Below are 19,896 nucleotides of genomic sequence, written 5' to 3'. Positions count from 1 at the left end.
CCCCCTTTCATATGAAAGGAAGAGGAGAACATCATCCTCCTCTCCTTTAATCCTATTAATTTAAATTTTGATCGACAATTTGTTGTGCCTTTTTCGCCGCTTCTGCCGGATCGGTACCGCTTAGTACATCTTGGATCGAACCAACAACGGCTTTTTCCACATCAGCGTTTGGAATTAAATAACGTGGTTGGAATCTTGTATTTTTATCCATCCAATGTACCGTATCTTTTAGAACTTCAGATTCATAGTTTACATCGTTAACTGTCAAATGCTGTCCAGTCTTATTCGCATACACAGAGGCATTCTCCGGTTTACTCAAGAACTCAATAAATGCTTTCGCTTGCTCCTGTTTTTCGGACTTACTGTTAACTGCCAACATGAAAGTGGTAGTGTGAATACCTTCATATTTTGCTTCAGACTCTGAAACTGTAATTGGTGCCAACAAATTCAATTTAACGTCTTCTTTATGGCTCTTAATATTTGCCATCGCATACGAACCTGTAGCAAGCATAGCAGCTTTCTCTTGGCCCACTAAAGCAATCGCTCCATCATGCTTTGTTCCTAAAGCATTGTCTTGGAAATATTCTTTATCGTTTAATTCCTTAAATTGAGATAACGTTTTTACCCACCACTCGTCCGTCAATTTAACTTCTCCGTTAACGAGTTTTGTAAATACTTCTTCATCTGTCGCATTGTTCATCATCATAGCGTTCATAAACTGACCAGGACCGATATCAGCACCCGGGAAAGCAATAGGTGTGTATCCATTTTCTTTAAGCGTTTCACATAGAGCCAAGAACCCTTCCCAATCTGTTGGTGGTTCTAATCCTAACTCTTCAAAAATTCCTGCATTATAGATAGGTTGGTTAAACACAAGTTGATATGGTAATGCATATTGTTTTCCTTCACTTTGCCCGACTTCTAAGAGACTTTCATTAAAATTAGAGACGAACTCTTCGCCAGACAGGTCCTCAAAGAACCCAGCTTTTTGAATGATTTCAAATTGTGAACCAGGCATGGAAACAAAAACATCACCAGTAGTACCATCTCGAAGTAAAGTTTGTGCAGTAGATTGGTATTGTTCCGACGGGTATGCCGTCATATCGACTTTAATTTCTGGATTTTCCTCTTCAAACTTAGCTATCAGTTCATTAAATACTTCAACATCTTCCCCACGCCAGTGAATAAAACTGATGGTAGTTTTTCCATCCTTATCACCAGATGATCCTTCAGAAGAACATCCTGCTAAAGCAAGTGACGCCATTAATGCCAAAATGATCGAAAGCAATTTAAACTTTTTCACTACATTTCCCCCTTTTATTATAACGTTACTACCTTAACCTACTTACGTTACTACCTTTAAAAATAAAGTAACCCCTCTAACACAAGAAAAAGTCAAATGGCAGCGTTTTCACAACTCCTAATTAAAATAATACTTTCTTTTTTCAGTAAATTCAATAAATATTTTTCAAAATTGCCATAATTTATTTTTCATATTTTAAGAGACTTATTGATTCATTGAGTGCCTAGCTGTTGAATGGAGTGAAAGGCGCGCAGACGCCCGCGGGAGGAAGGGACAGGTGAGACCCCGGAGGCGCAAGCCGAGGAGGCTCACGGACCGCCCGCAGGCAAGCGAAGCGCCTGGAACGAAAATCAACAGCGGCGTTTAAAAAACAAAAAAAGCCAGCTCCCGAAAAAGGAACTGACTCTATAAAACAATCCAAAACATAATCGGTAAACTAACAATAGTCAACAACGTACTAATCAACGTACTACTTGAAACAAAATCCGGCTCCGTATTAAACTCCAACGCATACATCGTCGTATTCGCAGCAGTAGGCATCGCAGCCATAATAATCATCAACTGCTTCACCATTGGATCAACAGGAAGTATCATTGTTAAACCAAAAGCAATTAAAGGAGAAAGAAATAATTTAATGCCAATAGCATAAGCCAATTTTTCCTTTGGTGCATTTCTAATAGATATCTTAGCTAACTGCATCCCTAAAATGACCATAATCACAGGAACAGTCGCATTAGCTACAAGGTCGACAGCTTCCATTATAGAAGACGAAACAGGGATAGATAGAAATTGAAAGGATAAACCGAAGATAGCTCCGTAAAGAATTGGCATTTTTATAACTGCTCTTAAAGCCGTTTTTACGCCAGCATTTTCCGGACTGCCTTTCGCAGCATAATACACCCCAACTGTGCCCATCAACAATGATTGAACGACCATCAATACAACAGCATACTCAAATCCTGCCGCTCCAAAGAGCAATAATGCAACCGGAGTACCGTAATTACCATTGTTCATGAAACTTGCCGCGAGAATCATCCCGCAAGTTTCCGCCCTCGTGAATTTTTTAATCCAAGATAGTACATACACAAAAGCGATAAGTGCAAAACAAAGTAGAAACGTATATAAAATGATATATAAATGATTACTACTAAATGCATTTGTATAAAAAGTTCGAAATACCAGTACGGGAGAAAGCAAGTACAAGGCCATCTTTGATAATGTTTTGGTATCAAACCCCAAAGTCTTCTGACCGATGAACCCTATGGCAAATATCATAAATACAGGTAGCAGCACTTGTAAAAAAGCCAAACCTTTTCGCCTCAATCCTCTAAAAAAATGGAAAAGCCCCGGCTCCACCAACCCGAGCCAGGCCATCCTATTACTTTACCATACTAGTGTTGATTGGAAAACATAAGCTGTTGATTGAAGATCAGTGCGGAAATCAACAGCGGAGTTAACCGGTTTATAAGTTAAATACAACGATTCTTTCTTCTGTCATTTCCTCAATCGCATATCTAGGGCCTTCTTTTCCAGTACCGCTTCTCTTCACGCCACCATAAGGCATACTATCCACTCTATAAGCAGACGCATCATTCACAATCAAGCCACCCACTTCAATTTCCTTGGCAGCCTTCATCGCAAACCCTAAATCCTTTGTAAACAACCCAGCCTGCAGTCCATAATCAGAATCATTCACTTTCGCAATGACTTCCTCTTTTTCCGTATAAGGTGCAACTGAAACGACTGGTCCAAACAACTCCTGACGGCAAACCTTCATATCATCATGCACATCTGTAAGAATCGTTGGATAATAGAACGCGCCATCCCGTTTAGCGCCAGTTACAACCGTTGCGCCTTGTTCCACTGCTTCATTAACCCAAGCCTCCACACGCTCTGCTTCGCTTAAGCGGATCATCGGGCCGATATCGGTTGTTTCTTCTAAAGGATTACCAACTACAAACTTCTCTGTTTTCTCTTTAAGTTTTTGGACAAATGTCTCATAAACATCCTCCTGCACATACACACGTTGTACCGAAATACATACTTGACCTGCATTATTGAAACTCTTCTGAGCCACCATGGAGGAGGCAAGTTCTAAGTCAGCATCTGAATGAACCACTGTAGCGGAATTGTTTCCAAGCTCCAATGCTACCTTTCTAAGCCCTGCTTTTTGACGGATTAGTTCCCCAACACGTGGACTTCCTGTAAAGGTAAACATATTAACATCTCCATTTTCTAACAACCAGTCGCCAATGCTTGGGCCGTCTCCAGTAACTACGTGTAAACGCCCTTTTGGCAAACCAGCCTCTGTAAGTACTTCAGCTAGCATATACGCGCATACAGGTGTTACTTCAGCAGGCTTTAGTACGACACTGTTTCCTGCCGCTAATGCCGGACCGATTTTATGGCAAACAAGATTTAGAGGTACGTTGAAAGGTGTGATGGCCGCAATAACTCCAACTGGCACTTTCAATGTGAATGCCATGCGATTTTCAGAACCTGGTGCAGCTTCTACCGGGACACCTTCCCCATGAATTCTTTTAGCTTCTTCTGCAGAAATCTCTAGTGTCTGTGCGGCACGTTCCACTTCTCCTCTGGACTCTCTGATTGGCTTTCCTACCTCTGTTGCCAATACTTTAGCAAATTCTTCTTTTTTGGCTACTAATAACTGTGCAGCTTTTAGTAAAACTTGATAGCGTTGATAAGGAGTAAAATCTTCTTTTAAAGAATTTTTTGCTACTTGTACTGCTTCTTTCACATGAGCTTGTTCCGCAACAGCAACATGGTATGCCGCTTCTTGTGTGTATTTGTTTGTTACTGCCATGGTTTCTTTCGTTTCTACTGTTTGTCCATTGATATATAGTCCGTGTGTTGTGATAGTTGTTGTTGTCATCATTACAGCCCCTTTATCATCTTGTTAATTCCACATTGTAGTGGTATTGATCACTTCGGAATTTCGTTCTGGTATACTCGATTGGTTTATCGTCAATCCCATAACTTAATCTTGTCATCTCAATTAACGCTTCCCCGGCCCTAATTCCGAGCAAATCCGCTTCATGCATCGTAGCATTCATCGCAGATATTTTTTCATTGGCTTTTCTTAAGGCAATACCGTTTTGCTCAAGGATTTGGTAAAAGTTTGCTTGATTGAGTTCTTCTTTCATGAGCTTCTCGCCAATTGATTTAGGCCAGCAACTTCTTTCAAAGGCAATGGGCAAATTATCTGCAAATCGAATTCGCTCAATGACCAAAATGGAGTTATCATGCGTTTGAAGCATTGCTTTTTCGTGATATAAGTCGGTGGAGAATTCTGCTCTTATTAGCTGAGAATATGGTGTTAATCCCCGCTCTAACACTTCTTCAGCAAATCCTTTTAATCTCCCCAAACTTCCGACAAGCTGTTGGGATTTAACAATGGTACCCCGTCCTTGCTGCCGTTCCAATAATCCATCTTGCACCATCATGCTTATTGCCTGTCTGATGGTCGTTCTACTAACCTCGAACTCTTTCATCAACTCTTGTTCTGTTGGTATTAATTTGTTTGGCAGCCATGTCTTCTCTTGGATTCGTTGTATAAGAGTTTCCTTTATTTGAAGATAGAGCGCTATTTGTTTGTTGCTTTGATGGTGCATATAAAAAACCCCTTTGTTGTCCCCTTAGACAAGCAAACTCTTTTTAAGAGCCATAGATTTCTGTTTTAATTCCTAGCATTCTACCAAGTTCAACTAGTTCTTCCACCACGTCATCGTATACTAAGGCAAAATGCGGCTCAAATCCTTCATTCATAACCTCGTATAATGTCTCTGTCACATCTTTTTGCAGGGCAACTTCTACAGAAGTACCTTGGAAGTGCTGCGGAGAGTCAAGCGCTTCTCCTTTCATAATCAGTAAACGATACCCTTCTGGTGTATGACTCACTCGGAAGATAGTGACTCCACCTGCTTTTAATCCAAAGTCCATGGTGAATCCAAGTTTTCTGTTTGGATGAACACCTGCTGTTGCACCCGTCTCTTCTCTTGCTAAGGAATACGCCCCTGCACCACAATGCCAGAATACAACAGAATTGTTTTCTTCATTTACATGGACAAGGTCCCCAAGATACGGTGCTTTTCCACCGCTCAATTGTTGTAAAACAAACATGGATACAGAGCCATGAATGTCTGACTCACAGGATGAAACGACGCCGTCTTCTGTAAATTGAGATAGAGTGGAACAAGCCGCAGCTCCTAAATCGTTGAAAAAGTCTGGCCAGCATCTAACCGCAATTGCCTGTATGTCATGTGCTTCGATATGCTTTTTGACATAAGTAGAGAATTGGGCGAATTTCGTCACCGTTTCATCTGATCGATTTAAGCCGATTACTTGCTGTTCTGCTCTTTCAATGGCAGGTAACCATTCCTCTTTTGGTAGCTCTACACATTCTTTAAATGCAGTTTGTAAATCCATTTTATATAAGTTCACGCCAAGTGCTTCTTTAAGTTCTTGTTCGTTTGTGTCTGAGAAGAAAAATCCCGGGGGATGTTCTCCCACTACACCGATTGTTAATTCATTTAATTGCGCAAGGACTCTACTTACTTTCAATTGTTTAGTTAATTTATCTTGAAGCTTTTGTTCATCTGGATTTCCAAATACAAACGCAAAGGTGTGGTTATGATTTCGTAATACATTACTTGTGCTGTTTCCGCCTGTTAAGGAATTTAGACGTAAGCGTCCACCTACACTTGGTTCTCTAACAGACCATACAATAACAGGCTCTTTTCTATGCTTTAAGATCTCAACCATGAACTCTCCATCAGCAAATGTGACACTTTGATATAGAATGGTATCAATTTTTTCATGTTTAGCTTCTTGCAAGAAAGCTTCCAATTCTTCTACAGAGGTTAAAATACCATTGGGCTCGATTACCTTTGCACAGGTAGCATTCAACCATTCAGAACTTTGAAGACGATATGCTTCCCCTGCTTCTAAATCAAATGTTTTTCTTCCGATAGGTACATATAAAATATTGTTAGTTAGCATCATTAGTTCCCCTTTATGAATAGGCTTACATTGAGTATAACATAGGTTACTACCTTTTTGTAAATATCATAACCTTTGTTTTTAATAGAAAGGGACTGTCTCTTGTAAAATCAGTCCCTAATTCTATTACTTTATTTCTTTTAATTTTCCAAATAGATCTGCCCACTCAGAGTCTTTGCGGTAGAAAACAGGTGGTTCACCGATTGGTGCTTCCACAGTAATATTCCCGCCTGCATATTCTTTTCCACTCCAAACATGTATCCATTCATCTTCAGGTAGGTATACGTCCCAAGTTGTAACTCCTTCATCATAGACAGGGGCTACAAGGAGGTCTTTCCCATATAAATATTGATATTGTATGTCATAAGTTGCTTCATCATTTTCATAATGCATGAAAAGCGGTCGTTGTACAGGTGTACCTTTTTCTGCATTTTGTTTCACCAAACTCTTTGTATACGGTGCCAATGTTGTATAAACGGTCGTCATCTTTGCTAACTGGTCTAGAGAACGTTCTGTGTCGTCAAACTGGAAGCAGTCGTAAGGTCTATTTCCTTCATGGGAACGCATAACAGGTGTGAAAGCGCCAAGTTCAGTCCAACGCAACAACAGCTCTTCGTTTCGCTTGTTGCCAAACAAGCTGGTGTATCCGCCGATATCACTATGATGCAATCCGTTTCCAAGCATCCCTGCGGAAAGTGCTGCAGGAATGACGGATGCTAAACCATCATCCAGAGTGAAGTCCACACTCTGGTCACCGCCCCATAGTAATGTATTGTATTTTTGTATACCTGTATAGCCTGCTCTCATGAAGTAGACAACTTCCCCTAATTTTCCTGATTCTTCAACTGCTTCATAATTGACTTTTGCCCACATGGTCGGCCATGCATTATGCATTTCCATTGGATCTTCTCCACTGTGCAGCTTCACATCTGTAGGAAGATACTCGCCAAAGTCAGCCATCCATCCGTCTAAGCCAAAGCCAATCAGATTATCTTGAATGACCGTTTTATACCATTCCGTTGCTTCAGGATTAGTAAAGTCAACCACTCCGCAATAGAACTCGCCAAAGTCTACTAGATAAACTTCATTCTCCTCATTCAGTGCCAAATATCCTCTTTCTTTGGCTGTTGCAAATAAATTTCCTTCCACTGCCACATAAGGATTGATGTATCCTAAGAAACGTATTCCTTTTTCTTTCCATTCGTGAATCTTAGTGTCCAGATTTGGATACACTTCGGGATTCCATTGCCAATTCCACATAAGACGCTTTCCAAAGGAAGTCATACGGATACCTTGCCAATCTTGACACCAAACTCCGCCAACTTTAACGCCTTTTGCAAGAGCCTTCTCAAGTTTTTCTTCGACTACCTCCGTACCACCCTGTATCCCCAACCAGATTCCGTTATAAGTCCACTCTGGTAATTCTGGCTGACGACCGAATCGATCGGTGATTTTTTCGAGCAACCCCAAAAAGTCATTTGCGCCTTCAAGCACGACCTCTTTTGGCATTTCCCAAATTTGAAGCTCATGAAAAGAATCATTTCTGAAATCAAAATCAGCATATGCTGTCGTTTCCACATGGCAATAATATTTTCTGCTTGATACAAAAGTAGGTTGAGGATAATTTGTATGATAATAATCTCCGCCGGCCATCCCGGTAACATCTGATTGCCACGTTACATAGGTACTTTTATTTCTGCCAACACCTGGTTCTGAAGTCCAAAGAGGGAAGTTCTTTCCTCTCATATTAAAGTGAGTCAGCTGTTCTCCACAGCCGTACACTTTCTCCTCTTTATTTGCCTTCAGACGGAGCCAGAAGCGATTGATATTCTCCGTAGCTTTGACAAAAACCAGTTTTACTTCATTTTCTTTTTGCACCAACTGAACTGTTACAACAGAAGGCCCATTCGGGTAACTTGCAAAATCTATTTCAATAGAATCGCTTTCGTTTCTTACTTGGATAAATGGAAGAGATAGACGCTCCGTTACATAGTCTTTAATGTCAAAGTTGCCACGAAACATCTTAACGTTCTCTTGTCCTTTTCCTACATAAAGGAAAGGAGATTCAAGAGAGTGATGAAGAATCTCCTCCCCTTTCCACGTCACAGTAAAACTATTATTCTCGGTCACTACTTGCATCATTTCATTTTCTGTGAAAACTGCCATGGGATATCCCCCTTACGCTGATTTTTTATTATTGATAAGTTCTTCTTGTTTCTTATCTAGATAGTTTTCATACTTCTTATTCCAAACTTTCATGGATAAATAACTCATGATGATCGACACCAAGAGCACACTACCCATTATAGGCCAGAAATACGGTGAAACAATCGCTGTCTCATATGCTAAACCGATAGGTGAAAAGACAACATATGTCATAACCACTAGTGTTAATAAAATAACTGTAGTTAATAAAGAGTACTTCCAAGGAGCAAGCTCCACTTGTGCATTCTTTTTGTAAACATAAGGTGTTTTCAGAGGTTTAACGTTACCAATTAGTAACATGATTCCAACTTCCACAAAGAATAGAATCGCATAAATATGAATAAAGTTCAGATCGATCGTGAATCCAAACATATGATTAGTTCCCCATACAAGCATGTAATACGTAATTACGTGGAAGATTACTACCACTTTAGCAGCTAGTGCTGGAACTCGTTTGGAAAGCAGCCCTACCATTACGATGGTAATAATCGGAATGTTAAAGAATCCTGTAAATCGACGAATCAAATCCCATAGTCCTGTAGACGCTTCCATTAATAGCGGCGATACACAGAACGATACAAGGGCAATTAATACACCAAAGATTTTACTAATCTTAATAAGTTGCGCATCTGTTGCATTTGGATTCATCGTCGGTTTATAAATATCAAGTGCAAACATCGTCGCAGCTGAGTTTAATAAAGAATTAAAAGAACTGAAAACCGCACCAAGTAAAACCGCTAAGAAAAAGCCGGACATATAAGTTGGCAACAAGTCAGCAACAAGTGCCGGGTATGCCAAATCTACTGATTCAAAATTTCCTCCATATAAATGAAACGCAATGACTCCCGGTATCATCATGAATAACGGAATAGCTAATTTGAAAAATCCAGAGTATAGAACCCCTTTTTGTCCTTCTGATAAACTTTTTGCTCCTAACGTCCGCTGAATGACGTATTGGTTCGTTCCCCAATAAAAGAGGTTCGCAAAAATCATACCTGTAAAGATGGTTCCAAACGGTACAGAATCATCACTTCCGCCAATGGCATTTAACTTTTCAGGATGTGTAAGCGCGATGGTCTTCATTCCTTCTACCATACTGCCGTTTCCTAAAGCGACAAAGCCAAGAATGGGTATCAACATACCAATGAAAAGCAATCCTACTCCATTGATCGTATCCGATACAGCGACAGCTCTTAATCCTCCAAAAATCGCATAGATCGCTCCAATAATCCCAACTACCCAGATAATCAACCAAACAGATTGACCGTATGAAATTCCTAAAAGTTCCGGCACATCAAAAAGCTTTAATATTGCCAAAGCCCCAGAATATAGCGTAGAAGGTATAGTTACAAGGATATATCCTAACATGAATAATATTACGGTGTAACGACGTACCCCTTCATCATAACGGGTGCTTAAAAACTCTGGTAACGTTGTAAAAGCCCCTCCCAAATATTTAGGAAGCAAGTACAAAGCCATGATTGTGATAGCAAACGCGGCTGTCACTTCCCACGCCATATTGGTCATGTTCTTCCCGTAAGATGCCCCATTAAGACCAACCAATTGTTCAGCAGAGAGATTTGTCAGCAACAGGGAACCTGCGATAAACATCCCCGTTAATCCACGACCTGCCAAGAAGTAACCAGTTGAATCGTTCACCCCTCCTCTTGTTTTCAGATAAGAAAACCAAGCTACTAGACCCATAAAAAACATACATGATAATAATGTAAAAAGGACATTAGACATCCCCATATCTGTCACCCCTTCAATTCCAGAAACTATTTAAGCGTTTACAATTTATAGAAAAGTTCGATATTTTCTCCACTAATCCCTGGATGTGCTCCCTTTTCCATGAGCACCTCTCTGTCCGGGTGTGCTAGAAGCCACTTGTTTTTCATAAATAACAGTTGGTCTTCTTTTGACTTTCTTTCAAGTCCTTCTTTTAATGGTTCATTCGTACCTTTTGGTAGAATAACAATCGTTTTAAAACCTTTATCCTGCACTTTGCAAGGAGCAAAATGAAGGGTTGTGGCATAAAGTTCAACCGCTTTTCCCTTCGGTACGAAGAAACCGGTTACATTATTACTTTTAAAAGTATTCTCTACGATATCTTGGACCTGTCCGAGCAAGAGAACCATATCGGTACATGCCACGTTGATTTCACTGGATTTATGATACTCCAATCCATTTAAAGTGGAGTTTCCACCATTACAATAACCAACTTGAATGTCCATTCCGCCATAGAAGTTATCTTTGATTAATTCGGAAGGCACTCTTTGTTCCATTTCCGGAATCGATGCCATATAGACATTGCCTTCCTTTGGAATATCCGTTTCATTCATATAGTTAAGATAACTTGTGAAATCGTATTCTTCTACTATTCTACCAAAAGGTAAGAATTCTTCATCATCTATATCGAAAATGGATAGATTTGTATTAAGTGATCTTAACAATTCAAGCTTAGACATTTACAACTCTCCTATATAGTAGCAGTGTTATATTAGGCAGGCTCTCCGTTGATGGAGAGCCCGGCTAATAGTATTACTTCACTTCTTCCAATTCCTTGGCAGTGTTATCCCATGCATCACGGAAAACACCTAGTCCGTAATCTGTAAATGGATGTGCAAAGCTTGCTTTATATACATCAAATCCGCATGTCACAATATCTGCACCAGCTTTGGCTGCATCTGCAATTTGTTTTCCGTTGCGAAGAGCTGCAACAATAATTTCCGTTTTCGCATTGTACATTTTGTAGATATCTACAATGTCTTGAATGTAAGGAGCTGTATCTTCTCCACTGTTTTCTTTCCAACCAACGAAAGGAGAAACAAATTTCGCTCCGATTCTAGCAGGTTGTAACGCTTGAGAAGGAGAGAATACCAATGTAACGTTGGTACGGATTCCTTCTTCTTCAAGTCTCTTCGCAGCAATAAGGCCTGGCTCCGTGCAAGGGATCTTGATGATGAAGTTGCTTGATAAACTAGCAATCTCTTTTCCTTCACGTACCATTTCTTCAGGATCTTCTAAGTGTGGATTGATTTCAACAGAGATAGGGAAATTCTCCACGTTTTTAAATTCTTCCCCTAATTCTTTCAATACTGTCAAGAAAGGCTTGCCACTGTTCATGATATGTCTTGGGTTTGTTGTAACTCCATCAATTCCCCAGTTCTTATACGCATAACGAATCTCTTCAATTTTTGCACTATCTAAAAAATATTTCATTCTAATTCCCTCCTAAAATGTCTGGATGTTTCTAAAATGATAATAATATTGTTACCTTTTGTAAAAGGTTATTACCTTTAACTACATAATAAGAAAACGTATACAAATTTGCAAGTGTTTTTTGATATTTTTTAATAATTTTCTAATAACAACAATATCCAGTTTTTATTCATTGCACTTCTTTCCTTGTTTAGAGTATGATGTTAATAACAAATACCCGATAATACAGGTGGGATTAATTGCATATGAAAAATAGTACATTACCTAAACCTTTGGTCACTTTTAATCAATGGTTCATATTGACGACTGTCCTTCTTTCACTTGCTACAGGTTTATACTTTCTGATGGCATTTCCATTGCTTGCAGGGCTGATGGGATTGTTGTTTAAATGGAATCCATTTCTTATTGTTGCAAAGAAATTTCTATCTAAACCTGCAGGATCTTATCTTCAAGAAGACGTTGCCCAGCTGCAATTCAACCAAAGTATTGCCGTAGCCTGCTTGGCACTGGCGCTTTTTGGCTTTTATTCAGGATTTGTTGTTATTGGTTATGTGTTCGCCATTATGGTAGGTGTTGCGTCAGGAGTGGCTTTGATGGGCTTTTGCGTAGGATGTTTTATCAGGTTTCAGTGGCAGCAGTATAGATATCGTCGGGCAAGCTAGTAAAATATATGAATATTATTGAGGTGAACTCCTTATAGGGGTTCATTTTTTTGTCGGAAATTAATTCTAGAACGTATGAATACCTCCTACTTCGAAAACCCTTAAAGATTGTCCTCATTTACCTCGTATGACGACCTCATATCTTGAAAACGCTCAAACATTGTCCTCGTTCACTGCGTATGACGACCTCCTACCCTGAAAACGCTCAAACGTTGTCCTCGTTCACCTCGTATGACGCCCTCTTACCCTGAAAACCCTCAAACATTGTCCCCATTCACCTCGTACGACGACCTCTCCCCCGTCATTCATCCCTTTCATAAACTAACAGCCCGCTACTCACCTTCAAAACTTGTAATGCACACTCAAAAAAGCGATCCCAAAAAGGATCGCTTTCACACTAACATCATTTTTTATACTTAATCTCATAAACATCTCTGCGTCGGTCTTTCAACTGACGCACCGTTCCTGATTGGCGCTGGCGTCGGAGAATCTCTAAATCTACATCTCCGATGATTACCATTTCAATGTTCGGGTTACACTCCCCTACAATTCCGTCCCTTGCAAACTCAAAGTCGGAAGGAGCAAAGATAGCTGACTGGGAGTACTGGATATCCATGTTCTCCACCTGAGGAAGATTTCCGCATGTTCCTGCAATAACCGTGTAAATTTGGTTTTCCACCGCACGTGCCTGCGCACAATAGCGGACACGCAAGTAGCCTTGGCGGTCTTCCGTATTGAATGGACAGAAAATGATATTTGCTCCCTTTTCTGTTGCAATGCGGGCAAGCTCAGGAAATTCGATATCATAGCAGATTTGAATCGCGATTTTTCCGCAATCTGTATCAAAGACACGAACACTGTCTCCTCGGCTTATTCCCCACCATTTGCGCTCATTTGGTGTGATATGCAATTTGTACTGCTTTTCTATCGTTCCATCGCGTCGGAATAGATAGGCAATGTTAAATACCTTTTCATCCTCCTCAACGAAATGGGAACCTCCAATAATATTCACGTTATATTTTACCGCAAGATCTGTAAACAGTTGGATATACTGTTCTGTATACTCAGTTAGACGCTGAACCGCTTTGCTAGGTACTTTTTCATGAAGGAAGCTCATCAACTGAGTAGTAAATATCTCTGGGAATACCGCAAAATCAGCACCAGCATCCGAAGCGACATCGGTGTAATACTCCACCTGAGTGGCAAATTCCTCAAAGGAACTTATCGATTTCATCATATATTGAACCACACAGATCCTTACAGGGAAAGAAGTTTTGAAATGACGCTTAGTCTGCGGGATGTACTCCACATTGTTCCATTCCATCAGAGTAGCATATTTGTTGGAAGCTACATCATCTGGAAGATACCCCGGGTTAATACGCATTAATGTAAACTCATTCAACAATTGGAAGGAAAGCACAGGATCATAAATTTTATGACGCATTACTTGTCTAACGTACTCCCGTGGAGTCATCTCTTCTGCATATTTATGGTAGTTAGGGATACGGCCGCCAATGATGATACTTTTCAAATTAAGCCTGCGTGCAAGATCTTTCCTAGCTTCGTACATCCTGTGCCCAACCTTCATACGTCGGAAACCTGGATGCACCATTACTTCAATGCCATATAAGTTATAACCATCTGGATTGTGGTTGGTAATGTACCCTTCATCTGTTATATCGTCCCAAGTATGACGATCATCATATTCATCAAAGTTAATCAACAAACTTGAGCACGAACCGATTATTTCCCCATCATATTCCGCGCAAAGCTGTCCTTCTGGGAACATATTTAAATGACTTTCAAGATGTTCCGGCTTCCATGGCTGCATGCCTGGAAAGCACAAGTGCTGAAGTGCAATAATATCATCTATGTCTTTCATTTCTATGTTTCTGATAATCATTTTTTTCTCAAATTTAGATAAATCGATTTTTGACAATGCCATCATCTCCTATCCTTATGTACAAACAACTAAAAACGGGCCCTTTCTAATGTAAAACGGAGAATTGCCCAATATTACTTATTCCCCAATTTTATCATAATGAAACAAAAAAACCATAAAGGACAGCCTCCCCACCCACCATAAGTGGGTCAAGGAACCTGTCCCGACAACATCAAATCTTATAAACTCTAGCTTCCCAAGGACGCAACTCAAAAGAGTTTGCTTCCTTTTCAGCTGCTTCATAGTTACTAATAAGTAGTTCTGCATTTTTTAGGTCAATAGAACTGTCGAACTGGTGAGTATTTCCCGAGAAATTTGTCACAACAAGGAGAGTTTCGTCCCCTAGAGTACGAGTATATGCAAAAATTTCTGCATGTTCCTCATACATCATTTCAAATGAACCATAAACAATTACTTCATGTTGCTTACGAAGTTGTATCAATTTACGGTAGTAATGGAAAATAGAATCCTTTTCATCAAGCGCTTTTTCTGCATTGATTTCCTGATAATTTTCATTTACCTTGATCCAGGGATTCCCTGTTGTAAACCCTGCATGTTCAGAGTCATCCCATTGAACTGGAGTTCTAGCATTGTCACGGCCTTTTGTATAAATGGATTGCATGATTTCTTGTGGATCTTCTCCATTTCCAACTACCCGTTCATTGTACATATTCAAAGTTTCAATATCCTTGTAATCCTCTATCGAGTCAAATTTGATATTGGTCATCCCAAGCTCTTCCCCTTGGTAAATATATGGCGTTCCTTTCATCATATGCAGGCATGTTGCCAACATTTTAGCAGAAGTGACACGGTACTCCTTGTCATTTCCCCATCTTGATACGATACGGGGCTGATCATGGTTGTTCCAATATAAGCTGTTCCATCCGCCGTCTTCAAGCTCAGATTGCCACTTACCAAGTGACCTTTTTAAATCACGCAAATCCAGTGGTTTCAAGTGCCACTTATTTTTTCCAGGCTGCGTATCAAGGTCCATATGTTCAAATTGGAAGACCATGTTTAATTCCTTACGCTCTTCTCCTGTATAAAGTTTTCCTTCTTCTGGAGATACGCCTGGCATCTCTCCAACCGTCATGACATTATAATCTTCCAACACTTCTTTATGCATTTCTTGAAGGAATTCATGAATACGAGGCCCATTCATGAAATACTGATGACCGGAAACATACTTCTTACCTGCCACCTTTTCTCCATCTGGCAATCCGTCCACTTTGGATATGAAGTTAATGACATCCATTCTGAATCCGTCAATACCCTTATCCAACCAGAACTTCATCATATCGTATACTTCTTGACGCAACTTAGGGTTTTCCCAATTCAAGTCTGGTTGCTTTTTAGAAAAAAGATGCAGGAAGTACTCATCCGTCTGCTCATCATACTCCCAAACAGATCCGCCAAAAGTAGCCTCCCAGTTGTTTGGCTCAGCCCCATTCTTCCCTGGTCTCCAGATATAATAATCACGATATGGGTTATCTTTTGATTTTCGGGCCTCTTGAAACCATTCATGTTCATCCGAACTATGGTTTACCACAAGGTCCATAATCAATTTAATGCCCCTCTTATGCATTTCCGAGAGCATTTCTTCCCAATCGGCCATTGTACCGAACTCATCCATGATGTTGCGATAGTCACTTATGTCATAACCATTATCATCATTGGGAGATTTATAAACGGGAGAAAGCCAGACAACATCTACACCAAGCTCTTTTAAGTAATCAAGTTTTTCAATGATTCCTTGAATATCGCCTACCCCATCGCCATTTGAATCTTTAAAGCTTCGAGGGTAAATCTGATAAACTACTGCTTCTTTCCACCATTTTTTTGTTGTCATAACTGTTCCTCTCCCTATCTCTTGTTTATTTATCATATATTCCCTGTTCTTGTTAATGAAATCGATTCCATAATCATTGTACAAGATAGAACCCACTATTGGAAACCGCTTTCTTTCTTAAAGTCAAAAAAAGTTCACATTCATAGGGTGGGATTAGTTTTGCAATAATGAAAAGTAACGACTATAATTTTAGGAAAAGTATCTTGAATTCAAAAGAGGAGCGTTACCGTGGACCATTCCAAAAAAATAGAGAACCTATTGCTTGCCTCTGCAATCATTGCCCTTGTAGCTTCATTAGGTAGCTTATATTTTTCAGAAGTATTGTTGTATGTACCTTGTGAGCTATGCTGGTATCAGCGGATATTAATGTACCCTTTAGTTATTTTGCTCGGGATTGCAGCCGTTAAAAAAGATGCTGGTATTGTAACCTACGTTCTTCCTCTATCTATTATCGGAGGAAGCATATCTATCTATCACTACTTGGTTCAAAAAGTAGCATTTTTCAGCGAGAACTCTGTTTCTTGTGGAGTTGTACCGTGTACTGGTCAATATATTAATTGGTTAGGCTTTATCACCATTCCATTTTTAGCACTCATCGGTTTTACATCTATTACAGTTATATTGTTTTATGTAAAAAAACTTTCAAAGAAAGCAGGTAACTAACCTTGAAAAAACTTATCATTATAATGGCAGTTATTATGGCCATCTTTATTGCACTAGTAGTTGTAACTAATATTCAGCAAAAACAAAACGTGGAGGGCAATCCTTTCGGTAAGGACAAACTTCATACAGAAACACAAAAGCAATTAGATGATCCGCTGTATCAAAACATCATTACACCTGATCAATTGAAAGAAGATCTGGATTCCGGGGGAAACGAAAACCATTTACTTCTACAGCTCCACTTGCCCTGCATGTAAGCAAACAAGCCCTGTTGTTGTTCCAATGGCCGAAGAGATGGGAATAGATATGGAGCTTTACAATCTACAGGAATTCGAACAAGGCTGGGATGATTACCGAATCAATTCCACTCCTACCTTCATCCATTTTGTAGATGGACAAGAAGTAGAACGTTTAGAGAACTATCACCAAGACAGCAGCGTCTACACCGAATGGTTTGAAAAAGTAAAAGAAACTCCTAGCGAATAATCGCCAGGAGTTTTCTTTTCGTTACTTCAAATTAAAAAAATGATTGGAAGGTCGAATGAACTTACTGAAAATATTTGACTTGCTAGGTTTTTGCACAAACTGATCAATCGAAAACGGGAAGGAAAACCCAAACTCTCCTAACATATTGACATTCCTTTTAAATATTTCACGATGCTTAGTAAGTACGTCCTCTTCTTGGATTGTTTCAATAACTGCAATAATTGCTTGAAGGCATGATATGATATGAAATGCTTCTTTCAATGTTCCATTATAATCGGAAAAAGTATCATGGACTTCTCCAGTGTGAAGGGATAATTGCTTTGCAAGGTTTTCTATCTCTTTATCTGTGAAATAATAAGGAAGAATGTTCGTTAAGAGGTGTTGAACCAATTCCCCGATATGGTTCTCTTGCTCTGGAGTTGAAGCGTATACTACTTTCACGAATTAAAACCACCCTTGTAACTTCTCTATAACAAAAGAGTAACATAAATGCATCTTTATTTGGGTAGGTAGTTAATGGAATCCATAGACTCATTACGACAATATAATTTGATCATCACAAAAACATCGACAAGAGAGAAAGATTAATGAAAGGAGCTTATAATGAATAACCAAACGCTAACATTTTGCGTAACAAACAACAGGTCCCTCCCACTACAAAGTTATTTAAAAGATGTAATTGGTATTCCTAAAGGTCATCTTCATGAACTGAGAATGTCTAAAAAAGTGATGGTGAATGGGGAGAACCCCAACTGGACACACCTACTTAAGGAAGGCGATCGAGTTTCTGTCCCTATTCTACCAGAAGATATAACTCCTATTGCTACCGAAATGGATATTAAAATCATTTATGAGACTGAACATCTTTTGGTAATCAATAAAGAAGCAGGAATGGACACACATCCCTCTTCAGATCAAGACTTCCGCTCTCTTTCCAACGGAGTGGCGCATTATTTCAATAATAACGGAATCTCATCTAAAGTCCGTCATATACATCGTTTAGATCAAGACACCAGCGGAGCCATCCTGTTTGCAAAACATGCTATTAGCGGTGCAATCTTGGACAGGATGCTGGAGGAAAGAAAAGTTAAACGGACTTATTTGGCACTTGTTGAAGGCATAGTGAAAACACCCGAAGGAACCATAGATAAACCAATTGGAAAAGACCGCCACCACGCTTCAAGAAGACGAGTCTCCCCTAATGGACAAAAGGCAATAACACACTATAAAGTTGTTAAGACTTATCCAAAAGAACAACTAACACTTGTAGAGTTAACTTTAGATACAGGAAGAACGCATCAGATCAGAGTACATATGAGCAGCATTGGTCATCCCATTTATGGCGATAAGCTTTATGGTTCGAAAAACAAACATCATCGCCACAGCCTACATGCATGGAAATTAACTGTTCCACACCCGTTTAATGGAGAAATCGTAACAGTCCATGCTCCTGTACCAAGAAATTTTGGCCCTTCCTTTTTTAAAATTAGAAGAACTGTAGAATACTATTCATGTTCACAAGATTGATCTTTTTGATGATATTTTCCGTTAGGATACTAGTTATAATTAAATCATTGAACGAGAGGAGTGTTCTTTTTGAAAAAATTAACCTTATTTATCAGCTTGCTTTCAATTATGATGTTGGCAGCTTGCGGATCAACCAATAACAATGAAAATACAAACGGAAACAATGATGAAGTCCCTAGCATGGTGGAAGTAGAAATCAAGGTCCCTGAAAAAGTAGAACCGAATGAAGAGGTAAAAATAGAAGCACTTGTCACTCAAGGTGAAGAGAATGTGGATGATGCCCATGAAGTAAAATTTGAAGTATGGAAGCAAGGTCAGGAAGCAGATCATGAAATGCTCGAAGCAATGAATGACGGTTCCGGAATCTATTCCATCACAAAAACCTTTGAAGAAGAAGGCTTTTACTATGTAGTCGCTCACACTACTGCCAGAGATATGCACGTAATGCCACGTGTTGAATTAACTGTTGGAAACCCAGAACCTTCAGAGAAAGAAGAAGAGCACGATCATGAAGAAGAAGGTCACAATCACGATCATGAGACACATGAAAAAACAGATCATGATGACCACCACAGCCATGAGAGCAACTTGAATATGACATTAAAACTGACAGACGCTGTAAAAGCGAATCAAGAAACTACGTTATCCACAGAAATCAAGCAAGAAGATGCTGCTTTAACAGATGCGACTGTTCGTTTTGAAATTTGGCGTGAAGATTCAGAGAAACATGAATTCGTAGATGCAAAAGAAGTCAGTGAAGGTGTCTATGAAGCAAAAGCGACCATGAAAGAAACCGGTCTTCATTATGTTCAAATACATGTAGAAAAAGATGAATTACACGAACACCAGCAAGAAGAAATAGAAGTTGAATAATATAAAACCTGAGTTAGTGGTTAGTCGCCGCTGTTCCTTTCCGCAAATGGCTGCGCTTTCCACGGGGCGACCTTGAGCCTCCTCGGCAAGCCTGCGGGGTCTCAACATTGCCGCTACTCCCCCGTAGGAGTCTCCGCCATTTGCT

General features: G+C 39.7%; 18 protein-coding genes. 6 read left to right on the top strand and 12 right to left on the bottom strand.

Going from position 1 to position 19,896, the window contains the following annotated elements; genetic code table 11:
- Positions 1-55 precede the first annotated feature (55 nt).
- The 9 genes from M313_RS0117430 to M313_RS0117390 form a co-directional block, all read right to left on the bottom strand.
- On the bottom strand, positions 56-1,303 hold the full coding sequence (locus M313_RS0117430; protein ID WP_010198258.1) for an ABC transporter substrate-binding protein: 1,248 nt from the start codon (positions 1,301-1,303) through the stop codon (positions 56-58).
- A gap of 405 nt (positions 1,304-1,708) precedes the next feature.
- Positions 1,709-2,611 (bottom strand): AEC family transporter, encoded by a 903-nt coding sequence (locus M313_RS0117425; RefSeq protein ID WP_029326572.1) that lies wholly within the window; start codon positions 2,609-2,611, stop codon positions 1,709-1,711.
- Positions 2,612-2,765: 154 nt separating this feature from the next.
- Complete coding sequence (locus tag M313_RS0117420; protein WP_010198255.1) at positions 2,766-4,196, bottom strand: aldehyde dehydrogenase family protein; 1,431 nt, start codon at positions 4,194-4,196, stop codon at positions 2,766-2,768.
- Between the two features lie 16 nt (positions 4,197-4,212).
- Complete coding sequence (locus tag M313_RS0117415) at positions 4,213-4,935, bottom strand: GntR family transcriptional regulator (protein ID WP_010198254.1); 723 nt, start codon at positions 4,933-4,935, stop codon at positions 4,213-4,215.
- A 43-nt stretch (positions 4,936-4,978) separates the two neighbouring features.
- Positions 4,979-6,322: a sulfoquinovose isomerase gene (gene sftI, locus M313_RS0117410; protein WP_010198252.1), complete on the bottom strand. Its 1,344-nt coding sequence runs from the start codon at positions 6,320-6,322 to the stop codon at positions 4,979-4,981.
- A 126-nt stretch (positions 6,323-6,448) separates the two neighbouring features.
- Positions 6,449-8,488, bottom strand: coding sequence for an alpha-glucosidase (locus M313_RS0117405; RefSeq protein ID WP_010198251.1), 2,040 nt, complete (start codon positions 8,486-8,488; stop codon positions 6,449-6,451).
- A 12-nt stretch (positions 8,489-8,500) separates the two neighbouring features.
- Positions 8,501-10,279 carry a solute:sodium symporter family transporter gene (locus tag M313_RS0117400; protein WP_010198249.1) on the bottom strand — a complete coding sequence of 593 codons (1,779 nt, stop codon included), beginning with the start codon at positions 10,277-10,279 and terminating at the stop codon, positions 8,501-8,503.
- Between the two features lie 38 nt (positions 10,280-10,317).
- Positions 10,318-10,995, bottom strand: coding sequence for a DUF4867 family protein (locus tag M313_RS0117395; RefSeq protein ID WP_010198247.1), 678 nt, complete (start codon positions 10,993-10,995; stop codon positions 10,318-10,320).
- Positions 10,996-11,068: 73 nt separating this feature from the next.
- Positions 11,069-11,749 (bottom strand): transaldolase family protein, encoded by a 681-nt coding sequence (locus tag M313_RS0117390; protein ID WP_010198246.1) that lies wholly within the window; start codon positions 11,747-11,749, stop codon positions 11,069-11,071.
- A 245-nt stretch (positions 11,750-11,994) separates the two neighbouring features.
- Between M313_RS0117390 and M313_RS0117385 the strand changes: the two genes are divergently transcribed.
- Entirely contained in the window at positions 11,995-12,411 is a 417-nt protein-coding gene (locus M313_RS0117385) for a DUF4395 domain-containing protein (RefSeq protein WP_010198244.1), read from the top strand.
- A gap of 403 nt (positions 12,412-12,814) precedes the next feature.
- On the opposite strand, the gene M313_RS0117380 is transcribed toward M313_RS0117385, so the two are convergent.
- Both M313_RS0117380 and M313_RS0117375 read right to left on the bottom strand, forming a co-directional pair.
- Positions 12,815-14,356 (bottom strand): bifunctional GNAT family N-acetyltransferase/carbon-nitrogen hydrolase family protein, encoded by a 1,542-nt coding sequence (locus M313_RS0117380; RefSeq protein WP_034775079.1) that lies wholly within the window; start codon positions 14,354-14,356, stop codon positions 12,815-12,817.
- A gap of 169 nt (positions 14,357-14,525) precedes the next feature.
- Positions 14,526-16,202, bottom strand: coding sequence for a glycoside hydrolase family 13 protein (locus M313_RS0117375; protein ID WP_010198240.1), 1,677 nt, complete (start codon positions 16,200-16,202; stop codon positions 14,526-14,528).
- A 228-nt stretch (positions 16,203-16,430) separates the two neighbouring features.
- Between M313_RS0117375 and M313_RS0117370 the strand changes: the two genes are divergently transcribed.
- The 3 genes from M313_RS0117370 to M313_RS26810 are packed head-to-tail and all read left to right on the top strand — an operon-like array spanning position 16,431 to position 17,351.
- Positions 16,431-16,865: a disulfide oxidoreductase gene (locus tag M313_RS0117370; RefSeq protein WP_010198239.1), complete on the top strand. Its 435-nt coding sequence runs from the start codon at positions 16,431-16,433 to the stop codon at positions 16,863-16,865.
- Between the two features lie 2 nt (positions 16,866-16,867).
- Complete coding sequence (locus M313_RS26815) at positions 16,868-17,122, top strand: hypothetical protein (protein ID WP_010198238.1); 255 nt, start codon at positions 16,868-16,870, stop codon at positions 17,120-17,122.
- Between the two features lie 25 nt (positions 17,123-17,147).
- Complete coding sequence (locus tag M313_RS26810; RefSeq protein WP_326929614.1) at positions 17,148-17,351, top strand: YbbN family protein; 204 nt, start codon at positions 17,148-17,150, stop codon at positions 17,349-17,351.
- 21 nt (positions 17,352-17,372) lie between these two features.
- Here M313_RS26810 and M313_RS0117360 read toward each other — a convergent pair whose 3' ends face one another.
- Complete coding sequence (locus tag M313_RS0117360) at positions 17,373-17,792, bottom strand: DUF5365 family protein (protein WP_010198236.1); 420 nt, start codon at positions 17,790-17,792, stop codon at positions 17,373-17,375.
- 162 nt (positions 17,793-17,954) lie between these two features.
- Here M313_RS0117360 and M313_RS0117355 point away from each other — a divergent pair, with 162 nt between their 5' ends.
- Together M313_RS0117355 and M313_RS0117350 are read left to right on the top strand one after the other, a co-directional pair.
- Positions 17,955-18,878 carry an RluA family pseudouridine synthase gene (locus tag M313_RS0117355; protein ID WP_010198234.1) on the top strand — a complete coding sequence of 308 codons (924 nt, stop codon included), beginning with the start codon at positions 17,955-17,957 and terminating at the stop codon, positions 18,876-18,878.
- A gap of 69 nt (positions 18,879-18,947) precedes the next feature.
- The gene (locus M313_RS0117350; RefSeq protein ID WP_010198232.1) at positions 18,948-19,751 is read left to right on the top strand and encodes a FixH family protein; all 804 of its coding nucleotides are present in this window, start codon (positions 18,948-18,950) and stop codon (positions 19,749-19,751) included.
- The last annotated feature ends 145 nt before the right edge of the window (positions 19,752-19,896 follow it).

This window comes from Bacillus sp. m3-13 (genome assembly GCF_000175075.1).
Classification (GTDB): Bacteria; Bacillota; Bacilli; order Bacillales; family Bacillaceae_I; genus Sutcliffiella_A; species Sutcliffiella_A horikoshii_C.
Note: the sequence above shows the minus strand (reverse complement) of the source record. Positions and strands in the feature narration are given on the sequence as shown.